This is a genomic window from Vibrio olivae (assembly GCF_042428525.1).
Classification (GTDB): domain Bacteria; phylum Pseudomonadota; class Gammaproteobacteria; order Enterobacterales; family Vibrionaceae; genus Vibrio; species Vibrio olivae.
This window is the reverse complement of record NZ_JBHMEP010000006.1, coordinates 74,923-99,593: the sequence shown is the minus strand read 5'-3', so window position 1 is coordinate 99,593 and position 24,671 is coordinate 74,923. Positions and strand designations below refer to the sequence as shown.

Here is a 24,671-nt window from a genome sequence, read left to right as displayed (position 1 = left end):
TGTACGGAGTCCTACTTAATCGTCAGCCAATGAATCACTGGGTGACGCGGGGTGGTTACTGCGAAGCAATTGCTCAATGCTGGCTTTTGCTCCGTGTTTTATTATGTGTTCAAGTGCTTCTGTGAGCTGCTGTTTGACTTCAGGCTTTGCGGCAAGTTGTGCTGGGAAAACGTTATCCATTGCTAAAAACTGCTCAACAACCTGGGCGTAATTGCTGCCAGCGCTGTGCCAAATGTCAGCAAATTGCTCTGCCAGTGGATCTTGCACATCAATGGCTTGTCCTTGCTCGTCTTGACCACTGGTGTAACGAATCCATGCCGCTAAAGTGAGATAGATACCAGGTGTTGAATACTGCTGCTCAATGGCAAAAGCGAGGGTTTGCAGCATACGCTGAGGAATCTTTTGTGACCCATCCATGGCAATTTGCCAAGTCCGATGCTGTAAGCCGCGGTTTTGGTAGCGCTCGATAAGCTGATCTTTGTAGTGGTTAAGATCCACTTCTTTGATACGAATCGAAGGCGTAATTTCGACATCCATTAAATAGCGAATAAAGGTATGGAAGTCAGAATCATGAATCGTGTCGGCAACGGTTTGATACCCCGCTAAATAGCCAAGGTAAGCCATCGCCGAGTGTGTGCCATTGAGCAGACGTAATTTCATTTCCTCAAACGGCACCACGTTGTGGGTGATTTGAATATTGTCTATCGAGGTCGCTTCCCACTGGGGGCGACCATTAACGAATTTATCTTCGATGACCCATTGCAGGAAGGGTTCGGTCATCACACAGCCCTGATCGGTCACGCCCAGTGTCTGCTCAATTCTTGCGACATCAGCGTCTGTTGTACGCGGCACGATGCGATCGACCATGGTGCATGGGAAAGTCACGTTGGCTTTGATCCACTGATGGAGGTCATCATCAAACGCTTTGGCAAATTGAAGCACCACTTTCTCGAGTACCTGACCGTTTTCAGGCAGGTTGTCACAACTCATCGGAGTGAACGGCGCGATGCCTTGCTGTTTACGTTGGTTTAGCGCAGAAACGATAAAACCAATCGCCGATTGAGGCGCATCGAGGTGGGTCAAGTCGTGCTGAATTAATGGATGAGCTAAGTCAAGATCGCCCGTTGATGGCTGGTGGCAGTAGCCTTTTTCTGTGACGGTTAAACTGACGATTTTCACCTTCTCGCTGCACATATAGTCGAGAATTTCACGGGTTTGCTTAACCGTAAGAATTTCTTTGATGGCACCAATCACTTGAATTGATAAGTCATCGTTATAACCCACACCGACGGAATATAGGTTATCTTGCGGCGCTAGTTGCGTTTCTACACCACTGCGTCCCCAACTCACTCCAACGATTTTCCAATCGCCGCCATGCTCACGCATAACGGTATCGGTGATCAAAGCTTGATGAGCACGATGAAATGCGCCAAAACCCAAGTGAACAATACCAACATCGGCATTTAGGCTTTGCGCTGAAGGCTTGATGTGCGCATTTGCGCTTTCAAGAGTCGAGAGATTCAGTCTCATGTATACATCCGAAGGCTAGAGAGTTTCAGTCACAATAAGATGAGAAGCGCCTGTGTTCGGCACTTCTCATCGCTCAAGGGTTACATTCCTTGAATTTGATCAAGCATAGGAACGAGATCAGGATTTTCTTTACGGAATTTTTCGTACACGGGTTTCACGGCTTCTTGGAACTGCGCGATGTCACTGTCCACGAAGCTGACGTTGTAGCCTTTCAGTTCTTTGATTGACTTATCAACGTAGTTTTTCCAGTTGGTTTCTTGTTGTTTCACGGTTTCTTTCGCAACGTCACGGATGATGCTGCGTTGCTCGTCGGTGAGAGAATCCCAAACGCTAGCAGATACAACCAGTACATCCGGTACCATGGTGTGCTTATCGTAAGAGTAGACTTTCTTCACTTCGTAGTGACGAGATGAGAAGTAAGACGGGATGTTGTTTTCCGCGCCATCAACCACGCCTTGTTGCAATGCTGAGTAGAGCTCACCGTAAGGCAGTGGCACTGGAGTTGCGCCAAGCGCTTTGATGGTGTCGATGGCAAGAGCAGAGTTTTGAACACGGATCTTCAACCCTTTCAAATCTGCAGGGGTTTTGATTGCTTTGTCGGTGTAGAAACTACGTGCACCGGCATCCAAAAATGCAAGACCGACGAAACCAGAGTCATGAGAAGACTCAAGGATTTCTTGACCGATAGGACCTTCGAGTACTTCGTTGTATTGGTCACGATCTTTGTATAGGTATGGTAATGACAACAGTTTGTAGTCTGGTGCGAATGCAGTCAGAGGCGCCGCACTAACTTTGGTAAACGCGATGGTGCCGTTTTGAACCATTTGCAGCAAGTTAGTTTCGTTACCCAGTGTACCGTTTGGATACACTTTAACGCGCAACTTGGCTTTCGCTTTTACTTGGTTCGCAAACCAGTCTAGAGATGCGTGAACGGGATGCTCAGTAGGCAGTGCGTGTGCCAGTTTCAACGTGGCAGCGTATACGTTGCCCGCTGCCATGGTAGAGACAGCGCATGCTAACAGCAGTTTGTTCATTTTTTTCATTATCATGTCCTTTGTAGGGTTTTAATATTTATAGCCAGCCAATCCAGGTAGCCATAAAGAAAGTGCAGGGAACAGGGTGACCAGTAATAAGGTCAACACCATGATCACAAACAGAGGCAGTAGTTTCGGTACTACTTGGCCAAGTTTGGTATCTGATACACTACAACCAACGAATAGGGCAGTACCGACTGGTGGTGTACAAATACCGATGCAGAGGTTGAACACTAAGATGATGCCAAAGTGAACCGGGTCAATACCGAGCTGGGTGGCAATCGGTAGGAAAATCGGAGTAAAAATGAGTACCGCAGGCGTCATGTCCATAAAGGTACCCACTACCAACAGAATCACATTCATAAGTAGAATGACCATGATTGGGTTGGTGGACGTTTCCATCACGAAATCAGAAATGAAAGTTGGAATGTCGGCGTTGGCCATGGCCCAAGACATGGCTGAAGACGTTGCCACCATCAGCAGTACAATTGATGTTGTTACCACGCTTTCAATCAGCACGGGGAACATGTCTTTCATCTTAAGTTCACGGTACAGCACGCCAAGAAGTAGGGCATAGACCACCGCGATTGCAGAGGCTTCGGTTGCTGTGAACACGCCCGCCAAAATACCGCCCATGATGATAACGACAAGACTTAAACTTGGCAGCGCATCTAAAACCACTTTGCTGGCTTTTTCTTTAAATACGATTTTTTCAGTTGGAATGTTGTAGCGTTTACCAAGCAGAAAAATACCGATCATGATGCCAAGTCCCATCAAAATGCCGGGAATGTAGCCTGCAATAAAGAGGTATTGCACTGATGTGCTGCTGACCAAGGCAAACAGAATCAGAATGTTTGATGGCGGAATGAGCAAGCCCGATGGACAAGACGCCACGTTGACGGCAGTTGAGAAGTCCATTGGGTATTTATGTTTCTTCTGCAGCGGTTTCATGATACCGCCCACCGCCGCGGCGGATGCCGCAGCCGACCCCGACAACGAGCCAAACAGCATGTTGGCCATCACGTTAACATGAGATAACGAACCGGGTAGGCGGCCACCAAAGAGCATGGCAAAGTTGATAAGTCGCGTTGCCAAGCCTCCGCGGTTCATTAAGTTACCCGCCACAATGAAGAATGGCAGAGCCAGCAAGCCGAAGTTATCGAGGCCATTGGCGAGTTTTTGAGAAATTAAAATGGTGGCTTTATCGATTGGGAAATCGATAAAGACGGTTAGCATTGCAGCGATACCAATCGAGAATGCGATAGGCACACCAACCAATAACAAGACACCTAAAACACCGAACAGCACAAGTACTGGAAACATGTCGTAAAATGCGTCGGGCGCATTAAGCAAGAAGTCTTGCGAAAATAAAAGATCCATTAATGTCATGACAGACTACCTTCTGCGGGAATTTCAACTTCTTTTTTTTTGAGTTCGAATGCGGCGGTGATGATATCCACCAAGCCGAAATAACTGATCAACGATCCTGCGATTGGAACCACAAGATAGACATACCCAATCAGCAAGTGATGACCAAATATAATGATCCCAGGTGATATCTGACCATGATTTAAGGTGCTCGATACGAGAACGTACCCACCGTAAATGAAGGCGACAGAAGAAAAGATGACGATGATGGCGTTGATGACCATACCGAGAATAAGTTGGCCTCGTCGTTGGAGTTTGGGGGCTAAAAGTTCGAGTGCGAGGTGGCGCTTAATGGCAAACGTGTAAGCACCGCCGAGAATCCCTATCCACATAAGTAGATAGCGAGATAATTCATCAGTAAAGTTTGAAGGGTCTTGAAGAACAAAACGTGTAAAGACCTGCCAAACGACAGCTGCGATCATCACCACCATAAATAGGGTCAGTGTGTAGCAAAGTACTTTGTTCACACCTTCGTTAATTGTCTTAATGGTCGACATTGTATCCATCTCTTTGTTAATACTGGTTCCAGCAAGGTTGCTTCTCACAGAGAGCTCAAGTGCCTGGAAGTGTTGAGCCGTTATCCATTAATCCGTCGTTAATCTTCCACATTGATGGTGGAGGGCAGGTTCTATTATTGTTATCCCTTACCGTTTAGACACGATGGAGAGTGTTTATTCCCCTTTATGCTAAAATTGGTATGACATAAAAACTAAGTGGTAGATCAAATTTGTTGCTATTCATTTAATCAATATAAAAAACTTTGAACTCACTGACATTTTTAGTTCAAATCTGCTTTAAATGGCCATTTTAGATCATGAAATAGCCATTAATTGAACAATTGATGGCAGGCTCATATTTACTTCTTAAATTTTTGGTGTAATCATTTTTCAAATTGGTATAACAACTAGAGAAGTGATATGAGTGCTTTCCTTTCCCAAGATTTCCTATTACATAACGAGCTTGCCAAACGTCTTTATCATGAGGTTGCTGCGGATCTGCCGATCATCGACTATCACTGCCATTTGCCTCCTCAGCAAGTCTCAGACGACTACCAATTCACTAACTTAACCGACATATGGCTGCGTGGAGACCATTACAAATGGCGCGCGATGCGCAGTAATGGCGTTGAAGAACGTTTTTGCACTGGCGATGCGAGTGATAAAGAGAAATTCCTCGCTTTCGCACGTACTGTGCCTTTTACCATCGGTAACCCTATTTATCACTGGACGCATCTTGAATTGCGCCGTCCGTTTGGTATCACTGACATCAATCTTAATGAAACCAACGCTGAACGCGTGTGGGATCAATGCAATGAAATGCTGGCTTCTCCCGAATTCAGCGCTCGAGCGATTATGCAGAAGATGAATGTGGAAATGGTCGGTACGACCGATGATCCCATCGACAATTTAGCAGAGCATCGCTTAGTGGCGGATGATGCGAATTTTGATGTCAAGATGTTGCCAAGTTGGCGTCCTGATAAGGCATTTAATATTCATTTGGATACTTTCAAAGCGTATATCGAACAACTCAGTGACGTTTCTAACGTTGATATAAGCCGCTTTGGGGATTTGACTCAAGCACTCGAACAACGGTTGCAGCATTTTGCTGATCATGGCTGCTGTATTGCAGACCACGCACTGGATACGGTTGAGTATGCAGAGGCAAGCGAGGCGGAATTGGATCGCATTCTGGCTAAGCGTCTTGCGGGCGAGCCTGTCAATACGATAGAAGCCGCGCAGTTTAAAACGGCGGTACTGGTTTATCTTGGTCGTCAATACGCTAAACGTGGCTGGGTGCAGCAATATCACATTGGCGCTTTACGAAACAACAACCAGCGTATGTTTGATATTTTGGGGCCGGATACTGGGTTTGACTCAATCAATGACGGACTCGTCGCAGCGCCGCTGGCCAACTTAATGAGTGCGTTGGATAAAACAGACGAACTGCCAAAAACCATTCTTTACTGTTTGAACCCGCGCGATAACGAAGTGATTGCGACCATGTGTGGCAACTTCCAAGGTGGGGGTGTTGCGGGCAAAATTCAGTTTGGCTCTGGCTGGTGGTTTAACGACCAAAAAGATGGCATGGAACGTCAAATGACGCAATTGGCTCAATTGGGATTGCTCAGCCGTTTTGTGGGGATGTTGACCGATAGCCGAAGCTTCCTGTCGTACACGCGTCATGAATATTTCCGCCGTATTCTGTGCCAAATGCTTGGTCATTGGGTCGAGCAAGGTGAAGCACCTGCGGACTTTGAGCTCCTAAGCCGAATGGTCTCTGATATTTGCTATCACAACGCAAAACGTTACTTCAGCCTTTAATGACCGACGCGTTTGCGTCTTAAGCCCTTAATTCGTGAGCCGCCTTTTTACGGTGGTTCACCGTTTGTAGGTAATCACCATGAAACAACTATCCCGTGATGCTTTTACTGGCCCACAATATCCAACAAAAATTATTCAATTTGGCGAAGGTAACTTTCTGCGTGCATTCGTTGATTGGCAAATTGACCACCTTAATCAACACACCGATTTTAATGCAGGTGTGGCCATTGTACGCCCTATTGCTAGTGACTTTCCGCCGAGTTTGAATACTCAGCAAGGGTTGTATACCACATTTATTCGTGGTTTGAATGAACAAGGTCAAGAAGTCAATCAGTCAAAAATTATCTATTCAATCAATCAAGAGATTGCTGCGTATGGTGAGTTTGATCAAGTGATTGAGCTAGCCAAAAATCCCGATGTGCGCTTTATGTTTTCAAATACAACGGAAGCGGGCATCGCTTATGTCACCAGCGATAAGCTTGACGATATGCCGCCAAGCAGTTTTCCGGCTAAATTAACGCGCTTATTGTGGGAACGCTTCGTGGCGTTTGATGGCGATGCTGATAAAGGATGGGTGCTGTTACCGTGCGAGCTGATCGATTATAACGGCGATGCTCTGAAAGACATTGTGCTGCGTTATGCCAATGATTGGCAATTGCCACCGGAATTTGTTCAGTGGCTAGAAGATGCCAACACTTTCTGTTCAACATTGGTTGACCGTATTGTGACTGGATACCCAAAAGAGGAAAGTGAAACGCTTGAAGCGAGCGTCGGCTATAAAGACACCTTTATGGTTGCGGCTGAAAATTTTTACTTATTCGTGATTCAAGGCCCTCAGTGGTTACACAACGCGTTATGTTTGGATCAGCTGACCAGCGACAATGCGCTGAACATTAAAGTTGTTGACGACATCAAACCTTATAAAGAGCGTAAAGTCGCGATTCTTAATGGTGCGCATACTGCAATGGTACCTGTCGCGTTTCAAGCTGGAATCGATACCGTGGGGGAATCGATGCAAGATGAGCAAATCGCCCATTATCTACAAAACGTGATCTATGAAGAGATCATTCCAACGCTCTCCCTACCGCAAGATGAACTGGCGAGTTTTGCTAAAGACGTGGAGTACCGCTTTAAAAACCCATTTATTAAGCATGCGCTGTTGTCCATTTCTCTCAACAGTATGACCAAGTTCAAAACGCGCATTTTGCCTCAACTGATTGGTTATCAACAGCAACGTCAGCAATTACCGCGTTACTTGACGTTCGCGTTAGCCGCTTTGATCACCTTTTATCGTGGTGAGCGTGACTCAGGCGCGTATCCACTGGCTGATGATCAGCCGTGGATTGATTTTTTCGCGGAGCATTGGCCACAGGTGAACCAAGGTTCGTTGTCACTTGAGACGCTGGTGAGAGGCGTTCTTGAGCAAAATGACCATTGGGGCATGTCGTTAACGTCAGTGCCGGGCTTGTTAGACAAAGTGGTTACCGATGCCAGTAATATTTGCCAACTGGGTATGCGTGAAGCGTTAGCGCGTTGTTGAGGGAGATTACGATGAACTCAATTTTCCAAATTAATCCGCAAGACAATGTCGCTGTTGCGCTGGGTGATCTTGCTGCTGGGCAGTCGGTGTCTGTCGGCAAGTACCATTTTGAACTTGCCGAAGCAGTACCACAGGCGCATAAAGTGGCGCTGTATGACTTAAATGAGGGTGACATCGTCACTAAGTACGGCGCGCCAATTGGTCATATGACGCAGGCAGTGAAGCAGGGCGAACGCGTGTTTGACGGGAACATCAAAACCAATCTTGGTGATGTGAATGATTACCGCTACCTTCCTGAATTTGAACAGGTAGAGACCGCATTAGCGGATAAACCAGTGCAAATCTACCGCCGTGCCAATGGTCAAATAGGCATCCGTAATGAGCTGTGGATTATTCCGACCGTCGGTTGCGTCAATGCGATGGCGAAGATGATGGCCCGTCAGTTAGAGCAGGAGGTGGATCTTTCTGATATCGATGGTGTGCACATTTTTACTCATCAGTATGGTTGTTCGCAGCTAGGTGATGATCATTACAACACACGTTTATTGCTGCAAAATTTAGTTCGTCACCCTAATGCTGGAGCCGTACTTGTGGTGGGACTTGGGTGTGAAAATAACCAAGTGAACGCTTTTAAAGACACGCTTACAGATTACGATGCCGACCGAGTTTCCTTCATGATATGCCAACATCATGACGATGAAGTTGAATTTGGGGTAGAAATGCTCAAAGCACTGCACAGTAAAATGCAGCAAGATCATCGTCAACCAGGCCTATTAAGTGAAGTCAATTTTGGTTTGGAGTGTGGGGGATCAGATGGATTTTCAGGCATCACCGCCAACCCGATGTTAGGCGCGTTTTCTGATTATGTGATTACTCATGGTGGAACGTCGGTATTGACGGAAGTCCCGGAAATGTTCGGTGCTGAGCAACTATTGATGAATCGCTGTGTGAGCAGTGAGAAGTTCGAACAAACGGTATCCATGATCAATGACTTTAAACGTTACTATATCGACCACAACCAACCCATCTATGAAAACCCATCACCAGGCAACAAAGCTGGGGGGATTTCAACGTTGGAAGAGAAATCGCTTGGTTGTACGCAGAAAGCGGGGCAGAGTAAAGTGATGGATGTGCTGCGCTACGGCGAGCGTATTACCCAACGCGGGTTAAATTTGTTGAGTGCTCCGGGTAATGATGCGATTGCCACTTCGGCGTTGGCTTCTTGTGGTTGCCACATGGTTTTATTTACAACCGGACGTGGAACGCCTTACGGCGGACCAGTGCCCACCATGAAAATCGCAACCAATTCTCAGTTAGCAGAACGCAAAAAGCATTGGATTGATTTCAACGCAGGGAAGTTGGTCGAAGGGATGACGATGCCAGAGCTATTAAGTGATTTTGTTGAGGTGGTTGCGGCTCATGTCAGTGGGGAACCCACCTGTAATGAGCGCAATGATTTCAGGGAAATTGCGGTATTCAAAAGTGGGGTCACATTATAAATGTGTCTCATCATAAAAAAGCGCCGATTGGCGCTTTTTTTGTGTGGCAACAACTATTCTGATTATGGGTGTTCGACCAATGGGCTGTCTGCAAATAGGAAGCGGTCATAGTCATCGCTGGATGCGTTGAATAGCATTTGTTTCGTATTTTCAATGTGCATCCAGGCAGCATGTTTGGCTGCTTTACTGTCACCTTTGATTAACGCTTGAACGATAAGGTCGTGTTCGCTGCACCAGCTGCTGATTTGATTATCGGCAATGTGCTCGTGAAGCTTTTTCCAATAAGGGTTATTTTCTCGGTTCTTACACAGCATTTCTGCGATGTGCACGATGGCCGAGTTTTGAGTACAACGTGCAAGCTGAATATGGAACTGCTGATCCCAATGAGAATCTCGCGAGTAATCATCGTCTTTCGCGTTTTCTTGGATTTTCATTAGCTCAACCAAATCTTTTTTGGTGGCTTGAATCGCGGCGAATTCAGCGATGCTGCTTTCAAACAACTGCCGAGCTTGTAGCAGTTCAAACGGCCCACAGGTTTTTATGAATTCATCATAAGGACTCAAGATCTCGCTACTTTTATCGCTATTACCACTTTGGCTAATCACGCGAATTCCAGAGCCTTTACGAACTTCAACAAAGCCTTCGACTTCTAGCATGATCATCGCTTCACGAATAACAGTACGGCTAACGTCCATCTGTTCAGAGATCACGCGCTCTGCAGGCAGCATGTCACCAACAGCGTATTGACCACTTTGTATCTGCTGCTTATATTGCGCCGCAATTTTTTGATAAAGTTTTTCGTTCGCTTCCATTATCGCAATCATTCGTAATGTGTTATACCAAAATTTAGTATACCACTTTATATGAGAAATAAATATTAGGCTATGAGCCTGTATTTATGGGTTTTCGAAATGCGTTGCAATATTTTTGAACCATATTCACTTTTATATAAGTTATTATACAACTAAAAAAGGCCAGCAAATTTGCTGGCCTTTTGTGTATGGTAAGTGGTGATGTTTACTTCACATACAAATGCTGTTCTGTTCTCAGGCCTTTAATCAAGCTAACACACATTAACAGCAGTACGAAGTTAAAAGGTAGCGCTGTGGCAACCACACCCGACTGTAATGCTTGTAAGGCTTCAGTACCGCCGATCCACAGCATCATTGCGGCGATAGCACCCTCAATTGATGCCCAGAAAATGCGCTGAGGCACTGGTGCATCCACTTTACCGCCGGCAGTAATGCTATCGATAACCAATGAACCTGAGTCTGATGATGTGATAAAGAAAATCAGAATCAGAACAATCGAAACCACTGAGATAACATGTCCAAATGGCAGCTGATCGTAAACTTGGAACAGCGTTAGCGAAATGTCTGTTAGGCCGTTTGCTCCCAATTCACCGACATTGTTGATGACTTGGTCAAGGGCGATTCCACCAAAAATACCCATCCAAATGATGGTCATTAAGGTTGGTACAAACACAACAGCAAACAAGAATTCACGAACGGTACGGCCTTTTGATACACGAGCGATAAACATACCGACAAATGGTGACCATGAAATCCACCAAGCCCAGTAGAAGACCGTCCAACCGTGCATCCAAGTTTCATCTTCACGACCGTGAGGGTTACTAAGACCGATGATGTTTTCAACGTAATCGAGCAAAGTTTGTGGTACCGCAGTAACTGCAACGTCAAAACAGACAATGGTGATAAAGACCAGCAGCAAAAACGCAAACACCATATTGATGTTACTCAGTAGCTTGACACCACCATCAATACCACGAATGACTGAACCAATCGCAATCAGAGTAACAAAAACAATCACTCCCATCTGCATGCCAAAACCACCATCAGTACCAAACACATAGTTAATACCACTGGTTGCTTGCTGAGCACCAAGACCAAGCGAGGTTGCGAGACCAAATAGGGTCGCAAGTACTGCCATGATGTCAATGATGTGACCTAACCAACCCCAAGCTCTATCACCAAAAATGGGATAAAATACGGAGCGAATTGATAAAGGCAAGCCTTTGTTAAATGCAAAGAATGCGAGTGCAAGAGCAACGATGGCATAAATAGCCCAGCCATGAATACCCCAGTGGAAAATCGTAGCGCCCATCGCAAGCGAACGTGCTTCCGGCGTCATTGGTTCCACATTCAATGGCGTGCCCCACCAGTCGGTGAAGTAAGCGGTCGGTTCCGCGACGCCCCAAAACAGTAGACCAATACCCATACCTGCGGCAAACAGCATTGCGAGCCATGAGCCACGAGAGTGATCCGGCGCGGCATCTTTACCACCGAGGCGTATCTTGCCAAGTGGTGACACCATAACCGCAAAGGTAAATAACACAAAAAGGTTTGCTGACCACATAAAGAACGCATCAAAGTCTTCAATGATGCCGTTCTTAACGGAATTTAATGCCTCTTTAGCAACACTGGGATCAATAAAAAGGAGGGAGCCTAAAAAGAGCAAAATAAGTCCAGCACTAATACCAAAAACAGGGTTGTGGACATCAAATCCCCATTTTTGAACGTTATCTTGACCCACCTGATAATCAGTGGTTTCGATACTGTATTTGTTTAATACATCTTCTTCCATAACAATGTCTTTATGTTTAGTTCTCTATGCTTTTTAGAAGTAGGAAAGCACGTTAATCCTGAAAATTGGGCAGTAATAGTTAGGGTTCTAAATTTATTTTTTAGGATATTAACAATGTTTTTATCAATTTTGCAAGGTTTAATGTATTTTTGGTTAATATTTGGTCTGTTTAAATGTCGTTATTTGATATGTGTTCTAATTATTGTTGTGTGATTTAATATTGATCGGATGTCGATTTGCCCTCAAGAACAACCGCCTAATACTAAGCTGGCTAATTGAATGAAAACAAAGGATTAGATATAAAAAAGCCAAGGTGGAACCTTGGCTTTTAAACAACATGTCTTAGCGGGGTTTAGCTCATGAAAAGCCAAATTGCGACACCCACCATTAACGTCCCCGCGACTCGGTTCATTAATCGAACATTTTTCGCGTGGCCTAATGCACGCTTGAGTCCTTTTCCACCTGTTGCGTATAGCGTCATGCAGACAAATTCAGAGACTAAAATAATACCCACTAACAGCGTAAGTTGGGGAGTCAGCGGCTGGCTTTGGTCAATAAAAGGCGGAAGCAGTGAGATCATAAACGCCCAACCTTTAGGATTGGCGATCGCAGTGACAAAACCTTGTACAACTAGGTCCCAGTCACTGCCTGTACTTACTTGTTCGACACCATCACTTATTGCCAATTTCCCTCGGGAACGCCATAACTGAATGCCAAGATAAAGCAGGTAACTGGCTCCGATGATTTTAAAGGCGATAAATATCCAAGGGTATTTGAGCATCACAGCAGCGATACCGATGACCGACGCGATAGCGACCGCTCCAACGCCAATTAATTCGCCGATCATCATCCACAATGTACGCTTGTAGCCGATGCTCATACCAAGACTTAATGCCAGCGTCATGCACATTCCCGGTGTAATAGACACAAAAAAGAAGGTTGGGATAAAAACGCCCAACAATGCGGTATTCATGCAGTACAGCCTCCAAGCAACATGCATCAAAAGAGTGAGAAACATAGGGTAGATCGAATAGGCATGATGCCATAAATGGAGTGAAGCACAATCACTATTTATGCAGCAAATTCGCCATAAATAATCTGTGTTAACAATAAGACGAATGTGGATTTAGCATCGATCCATTGGGCGCGATTTCGTGAATAGAACATCCAAGCTTCAATAAAAACATACGGTTATTGTGTTTATTGACTCATTTATATAGTTTGGCTGCACATAACTTATGTTTATAAAACATTTGCTTTGTCGATGATGAAATTTAAACTAACTCATCGGCGCAATGTATCCAGGAGTGATGTAGTGAGTGAGACCAAATTTAGGCTAATAGCACGTAAGATTGAAGAAAGGATCGAACAAGGCGAATATCCCACTCATTCCAAACTTCCTCCGCATCGGATTATGGCCGATGTGCTCGAGACGACGCCGACCACGATTGCCAAAGCCTATAACTTACTGGCAGATAAAGGACGGGTTGAATCGTTTGTTGGCCGTGGCACTTTTGTTAAGCCTGCCAATGATGTAGACCCCGCCCCTTCACTAGCAGAACAAGGATTTGATTTCTCGATTACTCAGCCGTATTTGCCAGAAAATCTGCCTTTTATTAAAAAGGCGATGGAGAAAGTAAGCCGTAACTTAAATTTGCAACAACTGACCTACATTGAACATTCCGGCTTAGATGCACATCGGCAAGCTGCGGTGGAATGGGCGAAGCGCTATGGTCTTGAAGGCGGAAATACCGACAATACTCTGCTTACCCATGGTGTTCAGCACAGCTTATCGTTGCTCCTCACGCTGTTAACCAGTGAAGGCGATTGTGTCGCGGTTGAGGCGCAAACCTATCCTGGGATGATCGCACTTGGCGAACTTCTGGGACGGCGTCTTGTTGGAGTGAAGATGGATGAACAGGGAATGACGCCACAAAGCCTAAAGCAGGTGATTGCTGAACATGCCCCTAAGGTTGTGATTGCGACCCCGTCTTTCCAAAATCCCACAGGGGCGACAATGAGTGTCGAGCGCCGTCAACAAATTGCGCAAGTGGTCGAAGACCATCAACTGTGGTTGATTGAAGATGATGCATTTGGTTTTCTCAATCCTCAGCCTGTTGCTGCCATCAGCAATTTTATTCCCCAGCGAGCATGCCATTTAACCAGTTTGTCGAAAGCGCTCAGCCCTTCTTTGAATTGTGGTTTCTTAAAAGCGCCATTATCTTTGATAGAGAAAGTTAATGCTCACTTACGTGCTAACGTTTACCTTTCGAGTTCGGTGGGGCATGCGACCGCATGTGAACTCATTAAAACGGGTGATGCCTTTAAACTGGCGAGTGGGCAGCGGGAGCTTGCCCAGGCTCGGCAAGCTATCGCGCGCCAAGTCTTAAACCTAGCTAGCATCCATACAGGGGGGTACCACATTTGGTTGCCCCTAGGTTCTCAAACTCAAGCCCACTGGCTGGTGGAGCAAGCACGTAAACAGAATATTTACTTACGAGCTGGCGACCAATTTACCGTCTCTGAGCCTGCTCAGCACTGTGTACGACTTTCTCTGATGTCAGTTAGCAGTGAGTCTAAACTTACACAAGGGTTAGTGATGCTGAATACCTTGCTAGACTCACTGCGTACTTCGGCTATCGCCAGTTAGTTTACTGTTGCTCAGACGATGGATAAAAATACGCTTTGATGCGTTGTATCTCTTTAGGTGAGATTTGCATTAATGGCCAGCGTTCGCCTTTTTTGGCTAAGCTGTCGAGTGCTGACGCATCCGGTTTTAATTGGCTATTGAATCGCTGATTCAGGCGTTGATAGTTTTCTTTGATACTCTCTAGTTGGAGTTTCTCTGGAGCGGAATCGAGCGCATACCCATCAAACAGCCATTTCAATCCTTGATACACCGCTAAATGATAAACGGTATGGTGGTCTTGTTGCGGGTAGTACTCGCTCTTAAACTGCAATTGACTGTTCGCTGAAGGAGCGACATCTTGACTAAAGCGCTTGAGATTGTCGCGGTGAAAATTGTCACGACCAAGTCCCGGCGTAAAGGGATTATTTGCGATGGCTAAATATAGAGCCGCTGGGGTGGTGAACGGTTTGTTTAACTTAGATTTAAGTGTTTTATAATAATTTGGATAATCAAACCATAAACTTGGATCAATCGAAATAACTCCTTGAAAATACGTCTCGTGTTGGCTGAGTGCGTCTAAACTTATCAATCCACCTAACGAATGGCCAACCAGCAAATTGGGGTTTGTCGTGCGGTAGTCATGGTCAATTACGGGCATCAGCTCCGTGGTGAGATAGTTAAGAAATTGCTTGCCACCCCCGGTATTTTTATACCAAGCAACGTCTTCTCCGCTGGGCAGTTTTTCGTAGTGGGTTGGGGTGTAATCGCGCATGCGATCCGTATTATGAATCCCGACAATGATAAGCTCTGGTACTTCAGCGCTAAGCCCTCCCTGAAATGAGTTTGCAATCCCAGACACTTGCAGCATCCGATTTTCACCATCCAATAGATATAAGACTGGGTAGTGTTTATTTGGGGATTGCTGATAACTTCTTGGTAAGTGGACACTGTAATGACGGGTTTCATTTAATGTTTGAGAAGGGTGGCTAAAAAGCTCAGCATAGTTGAGTGCTGGCTCTGCACTGACTTGTGCGCTGAGTAGCGCAGCCATGGATGTGGCGAGTCGCTTTTTCATATCAATTCCTTAACGGCAAATGCAGGGAACAAGCCCCTGCATTGAGTCTGAATGTGGTTGGAGGAGAGCGTTAGTTAAATTTGTAGGTAACGCCCGCCATGAAATTTGCTGGTTCACCATACATGTTGAAGGTCGATGTCGAGCCAATGCGATAGTAATACTCGCGATCAAACAAGTTGTAAACATTCAAAGACGCTTGAAGGTTCTCAGTGACATCGTAACGGATTGCAGCGTCAAAGATGGCGTATCCAGCTTGTTTGGTTGTCGCGCTTCCACGATTAAATGTGTATTCGCTGTACGCGGTCATCCCGGCACCCAGATGTAAACCAGGCACCACTGACGCAAGGTGGTAGTCCGTCCACAGTGATAACGAATGTTTGGGAATGGCATCAAACTTCGGATTATGATCACCGGATAGTTCGGTGATGTCGGTATAGGTGTAACCCGTCATCGTCATCCAGTTTTCTGTCAGGTAGCCCATGGCTTCGAGTTCAATCCCCTTAGTTTCTACCTCACCGGTCGCCACATAGGTACTAGAGATAGCATTACCGCTTTCATCGTAAGCTTGAGCGGCAATGTTGCGATCTTCCATGATAAAGGCGGTAGCACGAGTGTTGAGTTGACCATCAAGTAGTGACGATTTAACCCCGGCTTCCCATTGGTGGCCCTCTCGCGCTTCAAGCATATGGCCGTTGATATCTTGGCTAGTTTGCGGTTTAAACACATTGGAGTAACTGGCGTACAAACTATGCGTTGCATTGAGATCAAATACTAACCCCGCGTACGGAGTAAATTTGGCGTTGATGGAATCCGCATCTGTTGATGAGACTCCTGAAGACAGGGTCGTATTGGTGAGTTCAAGGTCGTACCATGATAGGCGAGCACCAGTGATGATGGCTAATGGCTCCATAATACGCCATGTAGCCTTGGCGTATAAACCCAGTTCCGAGCTTTCTTCGTAGGCATTAGTGGTATAGGTGTAATCTGGTGTGGTGACGCTGCGCGGATCAAAGTCAAACACGTTGATTGACGAGACTAAATTTCGGTTGCGATACGTTTGGGTGTCGGCTTCAAAGCGTTTGTAATCGGCACCGACAACATATTCGCTGACATGACCAAGCAGGTCAAATGTTTGGCTGTAGTTAGCGTCGGCCGAAAAGTTTTTCTGTTGGTTGGCTTGGGCTGCAAACATTAACCCTGTGTTGCCATCGGCATCTACGGCGCCATTGGTGTATGTTTGCTCAAGCGAAACATCGTGGTCCATATAACGTAGGGCTATCTGGCCGACACCGCCATTGGCAAACGTATGTTGAAGAGCTGCGCCCAAATCGGTGGTTTCAGCGTCAAAATTGTCATCCGCCGAGCCCAAATACGTGGTACGTTTAATGTCTAATAACGTACCATCGCTATAGGCAGGTAGGCCATTGGTTGGCACGATATCTTTCGTTTGGTGTAAGGCATAAACGGACAATAATGTATTGTCATTCAGGTCATATTCCAGAGTACCGTAGTAGGTGCCATTGTCATTTTCGTTGTCGTCAACTTGGTTCTTGATGTCCGCATTGGCGATAACTAAACGTCCTCTTAGAGTGTTATCGTCATTGAGTGCGCCGCCCATATCCGCTTCTAAATAGTGACGATTCCAAGAGCCATAGCGCGCCGTGACTGAAGCATTGAATTCCTCTGTTGGCCGTTTTAAGACCATATTAATCACGCCGCCAAGTTCGCTGCTGCTGTTGAACAGGCCAGAAGGGCCTCGCATGATTTCAACCCGGTCCACCGCGGCAAGAGAAGGCAGGTTACCGTAGCGGCTTTGCATTGGCGCGGGTAATCCATTGAGGTTAACTTCATCGTATTCGTAACCACGAGAAAAGATCGATGATCGCCCGCTGTCGTTCATCATTGTACGTAACCCCGGAGTATATTTCGCCAAGTCGTCGACAGCAACAAAGTTACGCTCTTCTATGTAGTCGTTGGTAAGAACCGATACCGACTGAGGAATATCTTTAAGCGCAGCAGGCGTTTTGGTACCAATCGTGGCAGAGTCGATGCCATAACCACCGGTTTGCTCGGATTGATCCATTGCAAAGAGTGGATTGCCATACACAATCACTTGTTCTGTTTCGCTTTCCGTGTCGGTATTTGCCAGAGCAGAGGCACTATTTAGTAATGCCATTGTAATCGCTAGAGCGAGTGGGGTACGCACCACATTCCGATTCGCCGTCATGATCAAAAACTCCTAAATCTATATGATAATAATTTTCATTAAGCTTTGTTTGGCGTTAATATATCACTCAATGTCGACGTGGAATTATGCGGCATGTTCATTTAATTATGGGAAATGGTCAAAAGCATGTTGAATCAACCAATACTGCCTGATACTCAAGTTCGTAAGCGTGGCTTATTTACTGGCCGTGTGGAAAATCTCGTCGTCCAGCCGGGGATTCGGTTCCATAACAAAGATATTGTTCATCGCGCTGATTTTCATAGCCAACGTCAGCTGGAGGCTCAGCTGATTATCGCCTTGCAACTCGAGAGCAAGGCGCTTATGTGCTACGGCAATAAACAGGCGTTAAAAGTAGGCCGCTTTGATAAGTCGGCGCCTGTGTTAGCCACTGCCATCTATTACGCCAAATCCGACGTGGTCGAAGGCAGCGCCAAAGCGTATGTGCGTAGCCGGAGCATTGTGATTTCTCTCTCGTTGCCATGGATTGATGGTCAGTTGAAAGCAAAAGATCGAGATGCCTTTCATCATATGTTTGATAAGCATTTGTCTCGATTTGATTGGTCTTTACCGCTGCATTTAGGGGAGTTGGCAGAGGCGCTCAATTTGACCAGCAGCCAAACCGAAGCTGAGAACCAGTTACGTGAAGCCTTTACTTTGGCTATCTGGGAGAACCTTTTACTTCAAGCTAAGCAGTTGAGCTTTACCACACCAAATAAAACCTCGGTACAAGCCACGCGTTTAAAAGTGTTTCTTCGTGATGAAGACACTCACGGAAGAACACTCGATGATATCGCAAGTCAGTTAGGCATGAGTGTGTCAACTTTGCAGCGCACGGCGCGTAAAGAATTAGGAATGAGCCTCAATCGCTATTTGCGTGAAAAGAAATTACATCAAATTCGAGTTTTACTGGAGCAAAAGCCGATGAGTTTATCGGAGGCGGCAAGCCTCGCTGGCTATAACCACGTTACTAATTTTATTACCGCTTATCGCAAACTATTTGGTGATTCACCCAAGCATGCACTCAAAGCGCCCAATGCCTTATCTCACCCTTAAATATAAGGTTGTATGATCATACATCCAAAGATCTTGGATGAGTCATGCTTTTTTATTAAATTAAATTGCTCGCAATTTAATTGCTTGCAATCAAAAAGGGGAGCTGCTACCTTTATTGACATCGGGTCGCGAGACGCACCTTATATCAAACATTCGCATCTCACCCTTTATATCAAGGCAGAGGCCTTCGAATAAAGGGCGGTCAGTTGTAGATACGAATCGTCACTTTTAAACAATAACGGAGTATCATTATGTCTTTAGATAAAGTTCTGTATACCGCTCAAGCAACAGTTAATGGTGGCCGTGATGGTCGAGCGACTGCTGATGATGAAGCGATTGATCTAAAATTGACGACGCCAAAAGCACTCGGTGGTATGGGTGGTGACGGCACCAACCCTGAGCAATTATTTGCAGCGGGTTATGCGGCTTGCTTTACTGGCGCACTCAAGCTGGTGGCATCACAACACAGCGTGAAAATTCCAGAAGCTTCAACCATTGAAGGTTTAGTGGGTATCGGTCCAACCGAGAAAGGTTTTGGTATTGAAGTTGAACTTCGTATTAATGTTCCCGAGCTAGACAAAGCGCAGGTTCAAGAGCTTGTAGAAAAAGCTCACGAAGTTTGCCCATACTCGAATGCGACTCGCGGTAACATCGATGTGAAACTTACAGTGCTTTAATTCTCACTGTTGTATCACACAATGATTTGTCTAAACCGCTTGGGTTAAACGCCCAAGCGGTTTTTCATTATTTCGAACGAGTTGTTCTAATAAACTGAATCAAAGTTTATGCCGGTTAAGGCATGATCAGGCGAGAATCCATTAAAAAGAGGTAGCGGTAATGAGCGCATTTGTTGTTTTAATTCGTAACAACACCAAAGATCAAGCTGAACTTGATGTCTATGGCGCCTTAGCCAGTCAAGCTCGAGATGGCCATAACATTACGCCCTTAGCTTTTTACGGTGAACTGGAAAGGTTAGAAGGGCAGGAGCCAGAAGGCGCGGTTATTCTTAAGTTTGATGATATCGATGCGGCTAAGCGGTGGTACTACAGTCCTGAATATCAAACGGCTAAAGCGCACCGCAATTTAGGAGCAGATTACACCGTATTTATTCTCGATGGAGTACACTAATCCGACGAGACGCTCAAAAAGCTTTGCTAAGCCGCAAGGCTTTTTGGCTCCCACTAAAAGATGCGATGAATGCTTATTGATTTGCGAAGCATGGTGACTCAAGTATAAAAAAGCGCAATTTTATTCTATTTTTGTTGGCTATCGATTCATATACTAAGCAAACGGTGGTCAATAGAAGTGGAAGAAAGGATGAAACAAGATCATTTTGAATATGCCAGTAGTCAGCATATTGAAGGTGTCAAAGCTTTTAACGCGACCATGACCTCGTTTACCTACGACAAGCATGCTCATGAAGAGTACGCGATCGGCGTGACTCGTAAAGGGCGTCAAGATTATTTCAGTGACGGAGCATTTCATAAAAGCTACGCAGGCAACGTGATGTGTTTTAACCCGGAACAAGTTCATGATGGTTCAGCGGGGGCGCACTCGACACTTGAGTACGATATGCTCTACATTCCACCGGCAAAGCTGATTCCACTAATGCGTACCATGGGGCTGACTCATCTTAACCAAGCGAGAGTGAGCGACTCGGTGTTCAATGATCCTATTTTGCGCCAGCAGATTCTTACGATGTGCTCGCTGCTAAACCAAGATGACAGCCAACATGTGGACCAAGAGGCGGGGTTGATTTCCATCGCGGAATCACTGGTACGTTTAAGCGGTGCAAAGGCGATAACGTCAAAATCTTATGCTAGAAAAGATACATTGTTGCTCCGTTCAAAAGAGTTCATTCTCTGTAACCTAGAGAATCCCATCACGTCAGATGATATGAGTGAAGCGGCGAATATGTCGAAGTATCATTTTATTCGTCTGTTTCGTGAGCAATTTGGTATTACCCCGCATCAATATTTACTCAATTGCCGAATTAATCGTGCGCGGCAAGCGCTAGAGCAAGGGACCTCAGCATTGGATGTTGCCCTATCTTTAGGGTTTTCTGATGCGAGTCACCTTAACCGTAAGTTCAAACGTGTTTTTGGAATAACCCCAAAACAGTATCAACGTCAGTTCTCGCGTTAACCTTCACTGAGAAAACTATGTTAGAAATCCTACTTTATGCGCTAGGCGTTATGTACACGCCTGGCCCGGTGAATCTTATTGCCTTAAATAACGGTATTCAAAAACAAGGCGCCCGTGCTATCCATTTTTATATTGGCGTGGGCGTGGCGATGTTTATCTTTTTCTTTGGCTTCTCTCTACTTGGCGCTGAGTTTATTCAACGTGATTGGTTATTTTATTTTTCACTGATTGGCTGCACTTATATCGTGTATCTTGCCTATAAAATTGCCAAGTCGAGTGTGGATTTATCTAAAGAAAAACCACACCAACAGCATTTGTCTTTCAAGGATGGTTTGTTGGTTCAACTGATGAATCCGAAAGGGTTAACCGCGTCACTACCCGTGGCGACGGTGCAGTTTCCCGCAGAACATATTACTGGTCATTGGATTGGTATTTGGAGTGTTGGGTTAGCGATATTGGCGTTTGGCGCGCCGTTTTCCTATTACTTAATTGGAAGAATACTGGGGCAACGAATTCATAACCCAATCTACTTTCGAGTGTTTAACCTTACCATGTCATGTTTTTTAGTGTTCGTTGCGGGTAGCTTAGTGTATGAAATGGAGGGGTTAACCGGCCATACCTTCTAAAAGCGCGCCCTCCATCGAGAAAGGCGCGTTGATAGATTTAGCGTTCTGATGGTGAGAGCAGTGGCGGTACACTTGGTACTTCCGGCGCATTATCTATATCTTGCTGAGTCATGCGAAACTCTTCTGGGTAATGCTCACGGCTGATTCTTCTTAGTGGTTCTGTCGAGCGCCAAGTATAAAGACAGCGTTGGCATTGATGAACTTTCCAGACATCGGGAACGGGCGATGTCGCTAATAGCTCAATATCATGGTGTTCGCAGCGAGGACAGATCATGATGTTTTCTCCTTTTTACCGGTTTGCTGGGCGATCAACTCGTTTAACTTACTGATCCACTCTTTGGTTTCTGGCAGGTCTTTCACCGGTTGGCTGTAATGCCCTCGATTATCTGGTGCTACAGGGGTTGTTGCATCAATGATCAATTTGTCGGTAATCCCCGCAGGCGAGGAGCCTGGGTCTAATTCCAGAACTGACATGTTTGGCAGTTGTACCAAATCACCCGCGGCATTGACTTTCGATGACAGGGCCCACATCACTTGCGGAAGGTCGAATGGGTCAACGTCTTCATCGACCATAATCACCATCTTCACATAGCCTAAGCCGTGAGGAGTCGTCATGGCTCGCATACCTACGGCGCGCGCAAAACCGCCATAACGTTTCTTGGTAGAAATAATGGCGAGTAAGCCGTGGGTGTACATGGCATTGACGGCTTGTACTTCAGGAAATTCCGCTTTGAGCTGTTGGTAGAGTGGCACACACGTCGCAGGACCAATCAGGTAGTCAACTTCTGTCCAAGGCATGCCTAAATACAAGGACTCAAAAATCGGGTTCGTGCGGTAGGAAATCTTATCGATACGCACTACCGTCATATTTCGACCGCCAGAGTAGTGACCAGTAAACTCGCCAAATGGACCTTCAATTTCACGTTTACGGCCTTCAATTACACCTTCAATTACGACCTCTGAGCCCCAAGGCACATCTAACCCCGTTAATGGTGCTGTTGCTATAGGGTAGGGAGCTTGACGGATCGCGCCAGCCATCTCATATTCAGATTGATCGTATTTTAGTGGCGTGGCGCCCATTAAAGTGATGATTGGGTCATTTCCAAGGGTAATGGCTACGGGAAGATCGTCACCCCGCTCTTCGGCTTTGTACAGATGCAGTGCGATATCGTGCATCGGAACCGGTTGTAGGCCTAATTTACGCTTACCTTTGACCTCCATACGATAGATACCGACATTTTGTTTTCCAAAATGATCAGGGTCGAGAGGATCACGTGAAACGACACTTGCTTTATCGAGGTAAAAACCACCATCGCCATCGTTGAGACGAAATAGAGGGAGAATATCAAATAAGTTGACATCTTCACCTTCGACACTATTTTCTGCCCATGGTGGATTGTCACGACGTTCGGGCGCGATGGGGAATGTATCCCAACGACGGATAAACTCATCAACTTGATGTTTGGTGGTGGTATTGGCTGGAAGACCCATGGAAATCGCGTGATTTTGCCAAGAGCCAATGGTATTCATCGCAATGCGGGCATTATCAAACCCTTCAACGTTATCAAACCACAGCGCGGGTGAGCCTTCACCGATACGCCCTGCGGCATTGGCTGCTGCGGCAATATCAGGTTCAGCTTTTACTTGCTCAGATATCTTTAATAACTGGCCTTGTTCATCAAGCGCATCTAAAAAACTGCGCAAATCATCAAATGGCATATGTTTCTCCTTATGAGCGGTATTCACTTTGCGTGGATACCTTGCCAACGTTTGGCGAATGGGGAGTCCAAATCAAATTGGTCGAGTACTCGGGTGACAATATGATTTTCAATATCAGTGACCGACTTTGGGTGGTTGTACCAAGCCGGCATTGGGGGCACCATGGCCACACCTTTCTGGGCTAGAGCCAGCATGTTCTCGAGATGGACAGTGCTGAGTGGCATTTCTCTGGGGACTAAAACCAGTTTACGATTTTCCTTCATCACCACATCAGCGGCGCGGCCGATTAACCCTTCAGCATAGCCAGTGCGGATACCGGCTAGTGTTTTCATGCTGCAGGGAATAATGATCATTCCATCGGTTTTAAATGAACCGGAAGAAATGGTTGCAGCTTGATCCGACGCGTTATGGCAAACGTCGGCAAGGACGGCGACATCTCGCGCTGAGTATTCCGTTTCATGCTCAATGGTTGTTTTTGCCCAGCGGGACATGACTAAGTGTGTTTCTACATTGGGAATATGCTTTAACGCTTCAAGCAAGCGAACAGCTAACGGGGCACCTGTTGCACCCGTAATGGCAACAATTAACTTCATATTAAACCTTATTGTTCGTGTGCGAACATTTAGGCTACTCTAGATCGAGTTGAAACATTTAGCAATAGAAGGAGGGGTAAAAAGATCGTTGACGAACGAATGTAGCTGGCAAATTTTTGTTTAAGTTATTGTTTGAAAGAGAAATATGCTAATCTTCAAATAGGTAAGATTAGGTCAGGCACAAGGGATGAGTAACGAATTAGAGCAAGCTGCCTTTTACTTAATGCGTAAGCTATTTCAGGCCCATACCGCGGCATGGCAAAAAGCGATACCAGACTTAACTAAACCGCAGTATGCCGTGATGCAAGCGGTGTTAAATCATCCTGGAATTGAACAAGTCGAACTGATCGATGCGTCGGTAAGCACCAAGGCAACCTTGGCGGAATTGTTAGCTCGGTTGGAAAAGAGAGGGCTGATTTATCGTGAACAAGGTGAAAGCGATAAACGTCGACGTTTTGTTTTTCTTTCTAACCAAGGAAAGAAACTGCTCGAATCTGTCGCTCCTGTCGCTGCTCAGATCGATAGCCAATTCCTAAATAAACTTGGTATCGAGCAGCAAAAGCAATTGCTTGCAAGCCTGCAGTTAATGAATCAAGATATTTAACGTGATAATAAGCCGCTGATCAAATATCGAGGGCAGCGGCTTTT

At 45.7% G+C, this 24,671-nt stretch carries 22 protein-coding genes; 10 read left to right on the top strand and 12 right to left on the bottom strand.

Annotation, left to right across the window (positions count from 1 at the left end):
- Nucleotides 1-15 precede the first annotated feature (15 nt).
- The 4 genes from ACFFUV_RS16770 to ACFFUV_RS16755 all read right to left on the bottom strand — a co-directional run bounded on the left by ACFFUV_RS16770 (nucleotide 16) and on the right by ACFFUV_RS16755 (nucleotide 4,489).
- Nucleotides 16-1,530: a mannitol dehydrogenase family protein gene (locus tag ACFFUV_RS16770; protein ID WP_390194898.1), complete on the bottom strand. Its 1,515-nt coding sequence runs from the start codon at nucleotides 1,528-1,530 to the stop codon at nucleotides 16-18.
- A gap of 80 nt (nucleotides 1,531-1,610) precedes the next feature.
- A complete protein-coding gene (locus ACFFUV_RS16765; RefSeq protein WP_390194896.1) occupies nucleotides 1,611-2,573 on the bottom strand; it encodes a TRAP transporter substrate-binding protein in 963 nt (320 codons plus the stop codon).
- 21 nt (nucleotides 2,574-2,594) lie between these two features.
- The gene (locus ACFFUV_RS16760) at nucleotides 2,595-3,887 is read right to left on the bottom strand and encodes a TRAP transporter large permease (protein WP_390195148.1); all 1,293 of its coding nucleotides are present in this window, start codon (nucleotides 3,885-3,887) and stop codon (nucleotides 2,595-2,597) included.
- 62 nt (nucleotides 3,888-3,949) lie between these two features.
- Nucleotides 3,950-4,489, bottom strand: a complete 540-nt coding sequence (locus ACFFUV_RS16755) for a TRAP transporter small permease (RefSeq protein ID WP_390194894.1) — start codon at nucleotides 4,487-4,489, stop codon at nucleotides 3,950-3,952.
- Nucleotides 4,490-4,909: 420 nt separating this feature from the next.
- On the opposite strand from ACFFUV_RS16755, the gene uxaC reads away from it, so the two are divergent.
- The 3 genes from uxaC (at nucleotide 4,910) to ACFFUV_RS16740 (ending at nucleotide 9,352) form a co-directional block, all read left to right on the top strand.
- The gene (uxaC, locus tag ACFFUV_RS16750; protein ID WP_390194891.1) at nucleotides 4,910-6,313 is read left to right on the top strand and encodes a glucuronate isomerase; all 1,404 of its coding nucleotides are present in this window, start codon (nucleotides 4,910-4,912) and stop codon (nucleotides 6,311-6,313) included.
- A 79-nt stretch (nucleotides 6,314-6,392) separates the two neighbouring features.
- Nucleotides 6,393-7,853 (top strand): tagaturonate reductase, encoded by a 1,461-nt coding sequence (locus ACFFUV_RS16745; RefSeq protein WP_390194889.1) that lies wholly within the window; start codon nucleotides 6,393-6,395, stop codon nucleotides 7,851-7,853.
- 11 nt (nucleotides 7,854-7,864) lie between these two features.
- Entirely contained in the window at nucleotides 7,865-9,352 is a 1,488-nt protein-coding gene (locus tag ACFFUV_RS16740; protein ID WP_390194887.1) for a UxaA family hydrolase, read from the top strand.
- 62 nt (nucleotides 9,353-9,414) lie between these two features.
- Here the strand turns inward: ACFFUV_RS16740 and ACFFUV_RS16735 are convergent, their stop codons facing one another.
- The 3 genes from ACFFUV_RS16735 to ACFFUV_RS16725 all read right to left on the bottom strand — a co-directional run bounded on the left by ACFFUV_RS16735 (nucleotide 9,415) and on the right by ACFFUV_RS16725 (nucleotide 12,929).
- The gene (locus ACFFUV_RS16735) at nucleotides 9,415-10,164 is read right to left on the bottom strand and encodes a GntR family transcriptional regulator (protein ID WP_390194884.1); all 750 of its coding nucleotides are present in this window, start codon (nucleotides 10,162-10,164) and stop codon (nucleotides 9,415-9,417) included.
- Between the two features lie 205 nt (nucleotides 10,165-10,369).
- On the bottom strand, nucleotides 10,370-11,956 hold the full coding sequence (locus ACFFUV_RS16730; RefSeq protein WP_390194882.1) for a BCCT family transporter: 1,587 nt from the start codon (nucleotides 11,954-11,956) through the stop codon (nucleotides 10,370-10,372).
- 352 nt (nucleotides 11,957-12,308) lie between these two features.
- A complete protein-coding gene (locus tag ACFFUV_RS16725) occupies nucleotides 12,309-12,929 on the bottom strand; it encodes a LysE family translocator (RefSeq protein ID WP_390194880.1) in 621 nt (206 codons plus the stop codon).
- A 342-nt stretch (nucleotides 12,930-13,271) separates the two neighbouring features.
- Here ACFFUV_RS16725 and ACFFUV_RS16720 point away from each other — a divergent pair, with 342 nt between their 5' ends.
- On the top strand, nucleotides 13,272-14,606 hold the full coding sequence (locus ACFFUV_RS16720) for an aminotransferase-like domain-containing protein (RefSeq protein WP_390194878.1): 1,335 nt from the start codon (nucleotides 13,272-13,274) through the stop codon (nucleotides 14,604-14,606).
- A gap of 1 nt (nucleotide 14,607) precedes the next feature.
- Here the strand turns inward: ACFFUV_RS16720 and ACFFUV_RS16715 are convergent, their stop codons facing one another.
- Both ACFFUV_RS16715 and ACFFUV_RS16710 read right to left on the bottom strand, forming a co-directional pair.
- Nucleotides 14,608-15,660, bottom strand: a complete 1,053-nt coding sequence (locus tag ACFFUV_RS16715; protein ID WP_390194876.1) for an alpha/beta hydrolase — start codon at nucleotides 15,658-15,660, stop codon at nucleotides 14,608-14,610.
- Between the two features lie 70 nt (nucleotides 15,661-15,730).
- The gene (locus ACFFUV_RS16710; RefSeq protein WP_390194874.1) at nucleotides 15,731-17,887 is read right to left on the bottom strand and encodes a TonB-dependent siderophore receptor; all 2,157 of its coding nucleotides are present in this window, start codon (nucleotides 17,885-17,887) and stop codon (nucleotides 15,731-15,733) included.
- A 126-nt stretch (nucleotides 17,888-18,013) separates the two neighbouring features.
- On the opposite strand from ACFFUV_RS16710, the gene ACFFUV_RS16705 reads away from it, so the two are divergent.
- The 5 genes from ACFFUV_RS16705 (at nucleotide 18,014) to ACFFUV_RS16685 (ending at nucleotide 21,711) form a co-directional block, all read left to right on the top strand.
- A complete protein-coding gene (locus ACFFUV_RS16705; RefSeq protein ID WP_390194872.1) occupies nucleotides 18,014-18,940 on the top strand; it encodes a helix-turn-helix transcriptional regulator in 927 nt (308 codons plus the stop codon).
- Between the two features lie 251 nt (nucleotides 18,941-19,191).
- Complete coding sequence (locus ACFFUV_RS16700; RefSeq protein ID WP_390194870.1) at nucleotides 19,192-19,617, top strand: organic hydroperoxide resistance protein; 426 nt, start codon at nucleotides 19,192-19,194, stop codon at nucleotides 19,615-19,617.
- Nucleotides 19,618-19,777: 160 nt separating this feature from the next.
- Nucleotides 19,778-20,068, top strand: a complete 291-nt coding sequence (locus tag ACFFUV_RS16695) for a DUF1330 domain-containing protein (protein WP_390194868.1) — start codon at nucleotides 19,778-19,780, stop codon at nucleotides 20,066-20,068.
- Nucleotides 20,069-20,257: 189 nt separating this feature from the next.
- Nucleotides 20,258-21,085, top strand: a complete 828-nt coding sequence (locus ACFFUV_RS16690; RefSeq protein WP_390194866.1) for a helix-turn-helix domain-containing protein — start codon at nucleotides 20,258-20,260, stop codon at nucleotides 21,083-21,085.
- 17 nt (nucleotides 21,086-21,102) lie between these two features.
- Nucleotides 21,103-21,711 carry a LysE family translocator gene (locus ACFFUV_RS16685; protein ID WP_390194863.1) on the top strand — a complete coding sequence of 203 codons (609 nt, stop codon included), beginning with the start codon at nucleotides 21,103-21,105 and terminating at the stop codon, nucleotides 21,709-21,711.
- 37 nt (nucleotides 21,712-21,748) lie between these two features.
- On the opposite strand, the gene ACFFUV_RS16680 is transcribed toward ACFFUV_RS16685, so the two are convergent.
- From ACFFUV_RS16680 to ACFFUV_RS16670, 3 genes are read right to left on the bottom strand one after another with little or no spacing between them, the layout of a single operon-like run.
- The gene (locus ACFFUV_RS16680) at nucleotides 21,749-21,985 is read right to left on the bottom strand and encodes a non-oxidative hydroxyarylic acid decarboxylases subunit D (RefSeq protein ID WP_390194860.1); all 237 of its coding nucleotides are present in this window, start codon (nucleotides 21,983-21,985) and stop codon (nucleotides 21,749-21,751) included.
- The gene (locus ACFFUV_RS16675) at nucleotides 21,982-23,430 is read right to left on the bottom strand and encodes a non-oxidative hydroxyarylic acid decarboxylases subunit C (protein ID WP_390194857.1); all 1,449 of its coding nucleotides are present in this window, start codon (nucleotides 23,428-23,430) and stop codon (nucleotides 21,982-21,984) included. The genes ACFFUV_RS16680 and ACFFUV_RS16675 overlap by 4 nt, the downstream gene beginning before the upstream one ends.
- 23 nt (nucleotides 23,431-23,453) lie before the next feature.
- Nucleotides 23,454-24,023 carry a non-oxidative hydroxyarylic acid decarboxylases subunit B gene (locus ACFFUV_RS16670; protein ID WP_390194855.1) on the bottom strand — a complete coding sequence of 190 codons (570 nt, stop codon included), beginning with the start codon at nucleotides 24,021-24,023 and terminating at the stop codon, nucleotides 23,454-23,456.
- 187 nt (nucleotides 24,024-24,210) lie between these two features.
- Between ACFFUV_RS16670 and ACFFUV_RS16665 the strand changes: the two genes are divergently transcribed.
- Nucleotides 24,211-24,627, top strand: a complete 417-nt coding sequence (locus tag ACFFUV_RS16665) for a MarR family winged helix-turn-helix transcriptional regulator (RefSeq protein WP_390194853.1) — start codon at nucleotides 24,211-24,213, stop codon at nucleotides 24,625-24,627.
- Nucleotides 24,628-24,671: the final 44 nt, after the last annotated feature.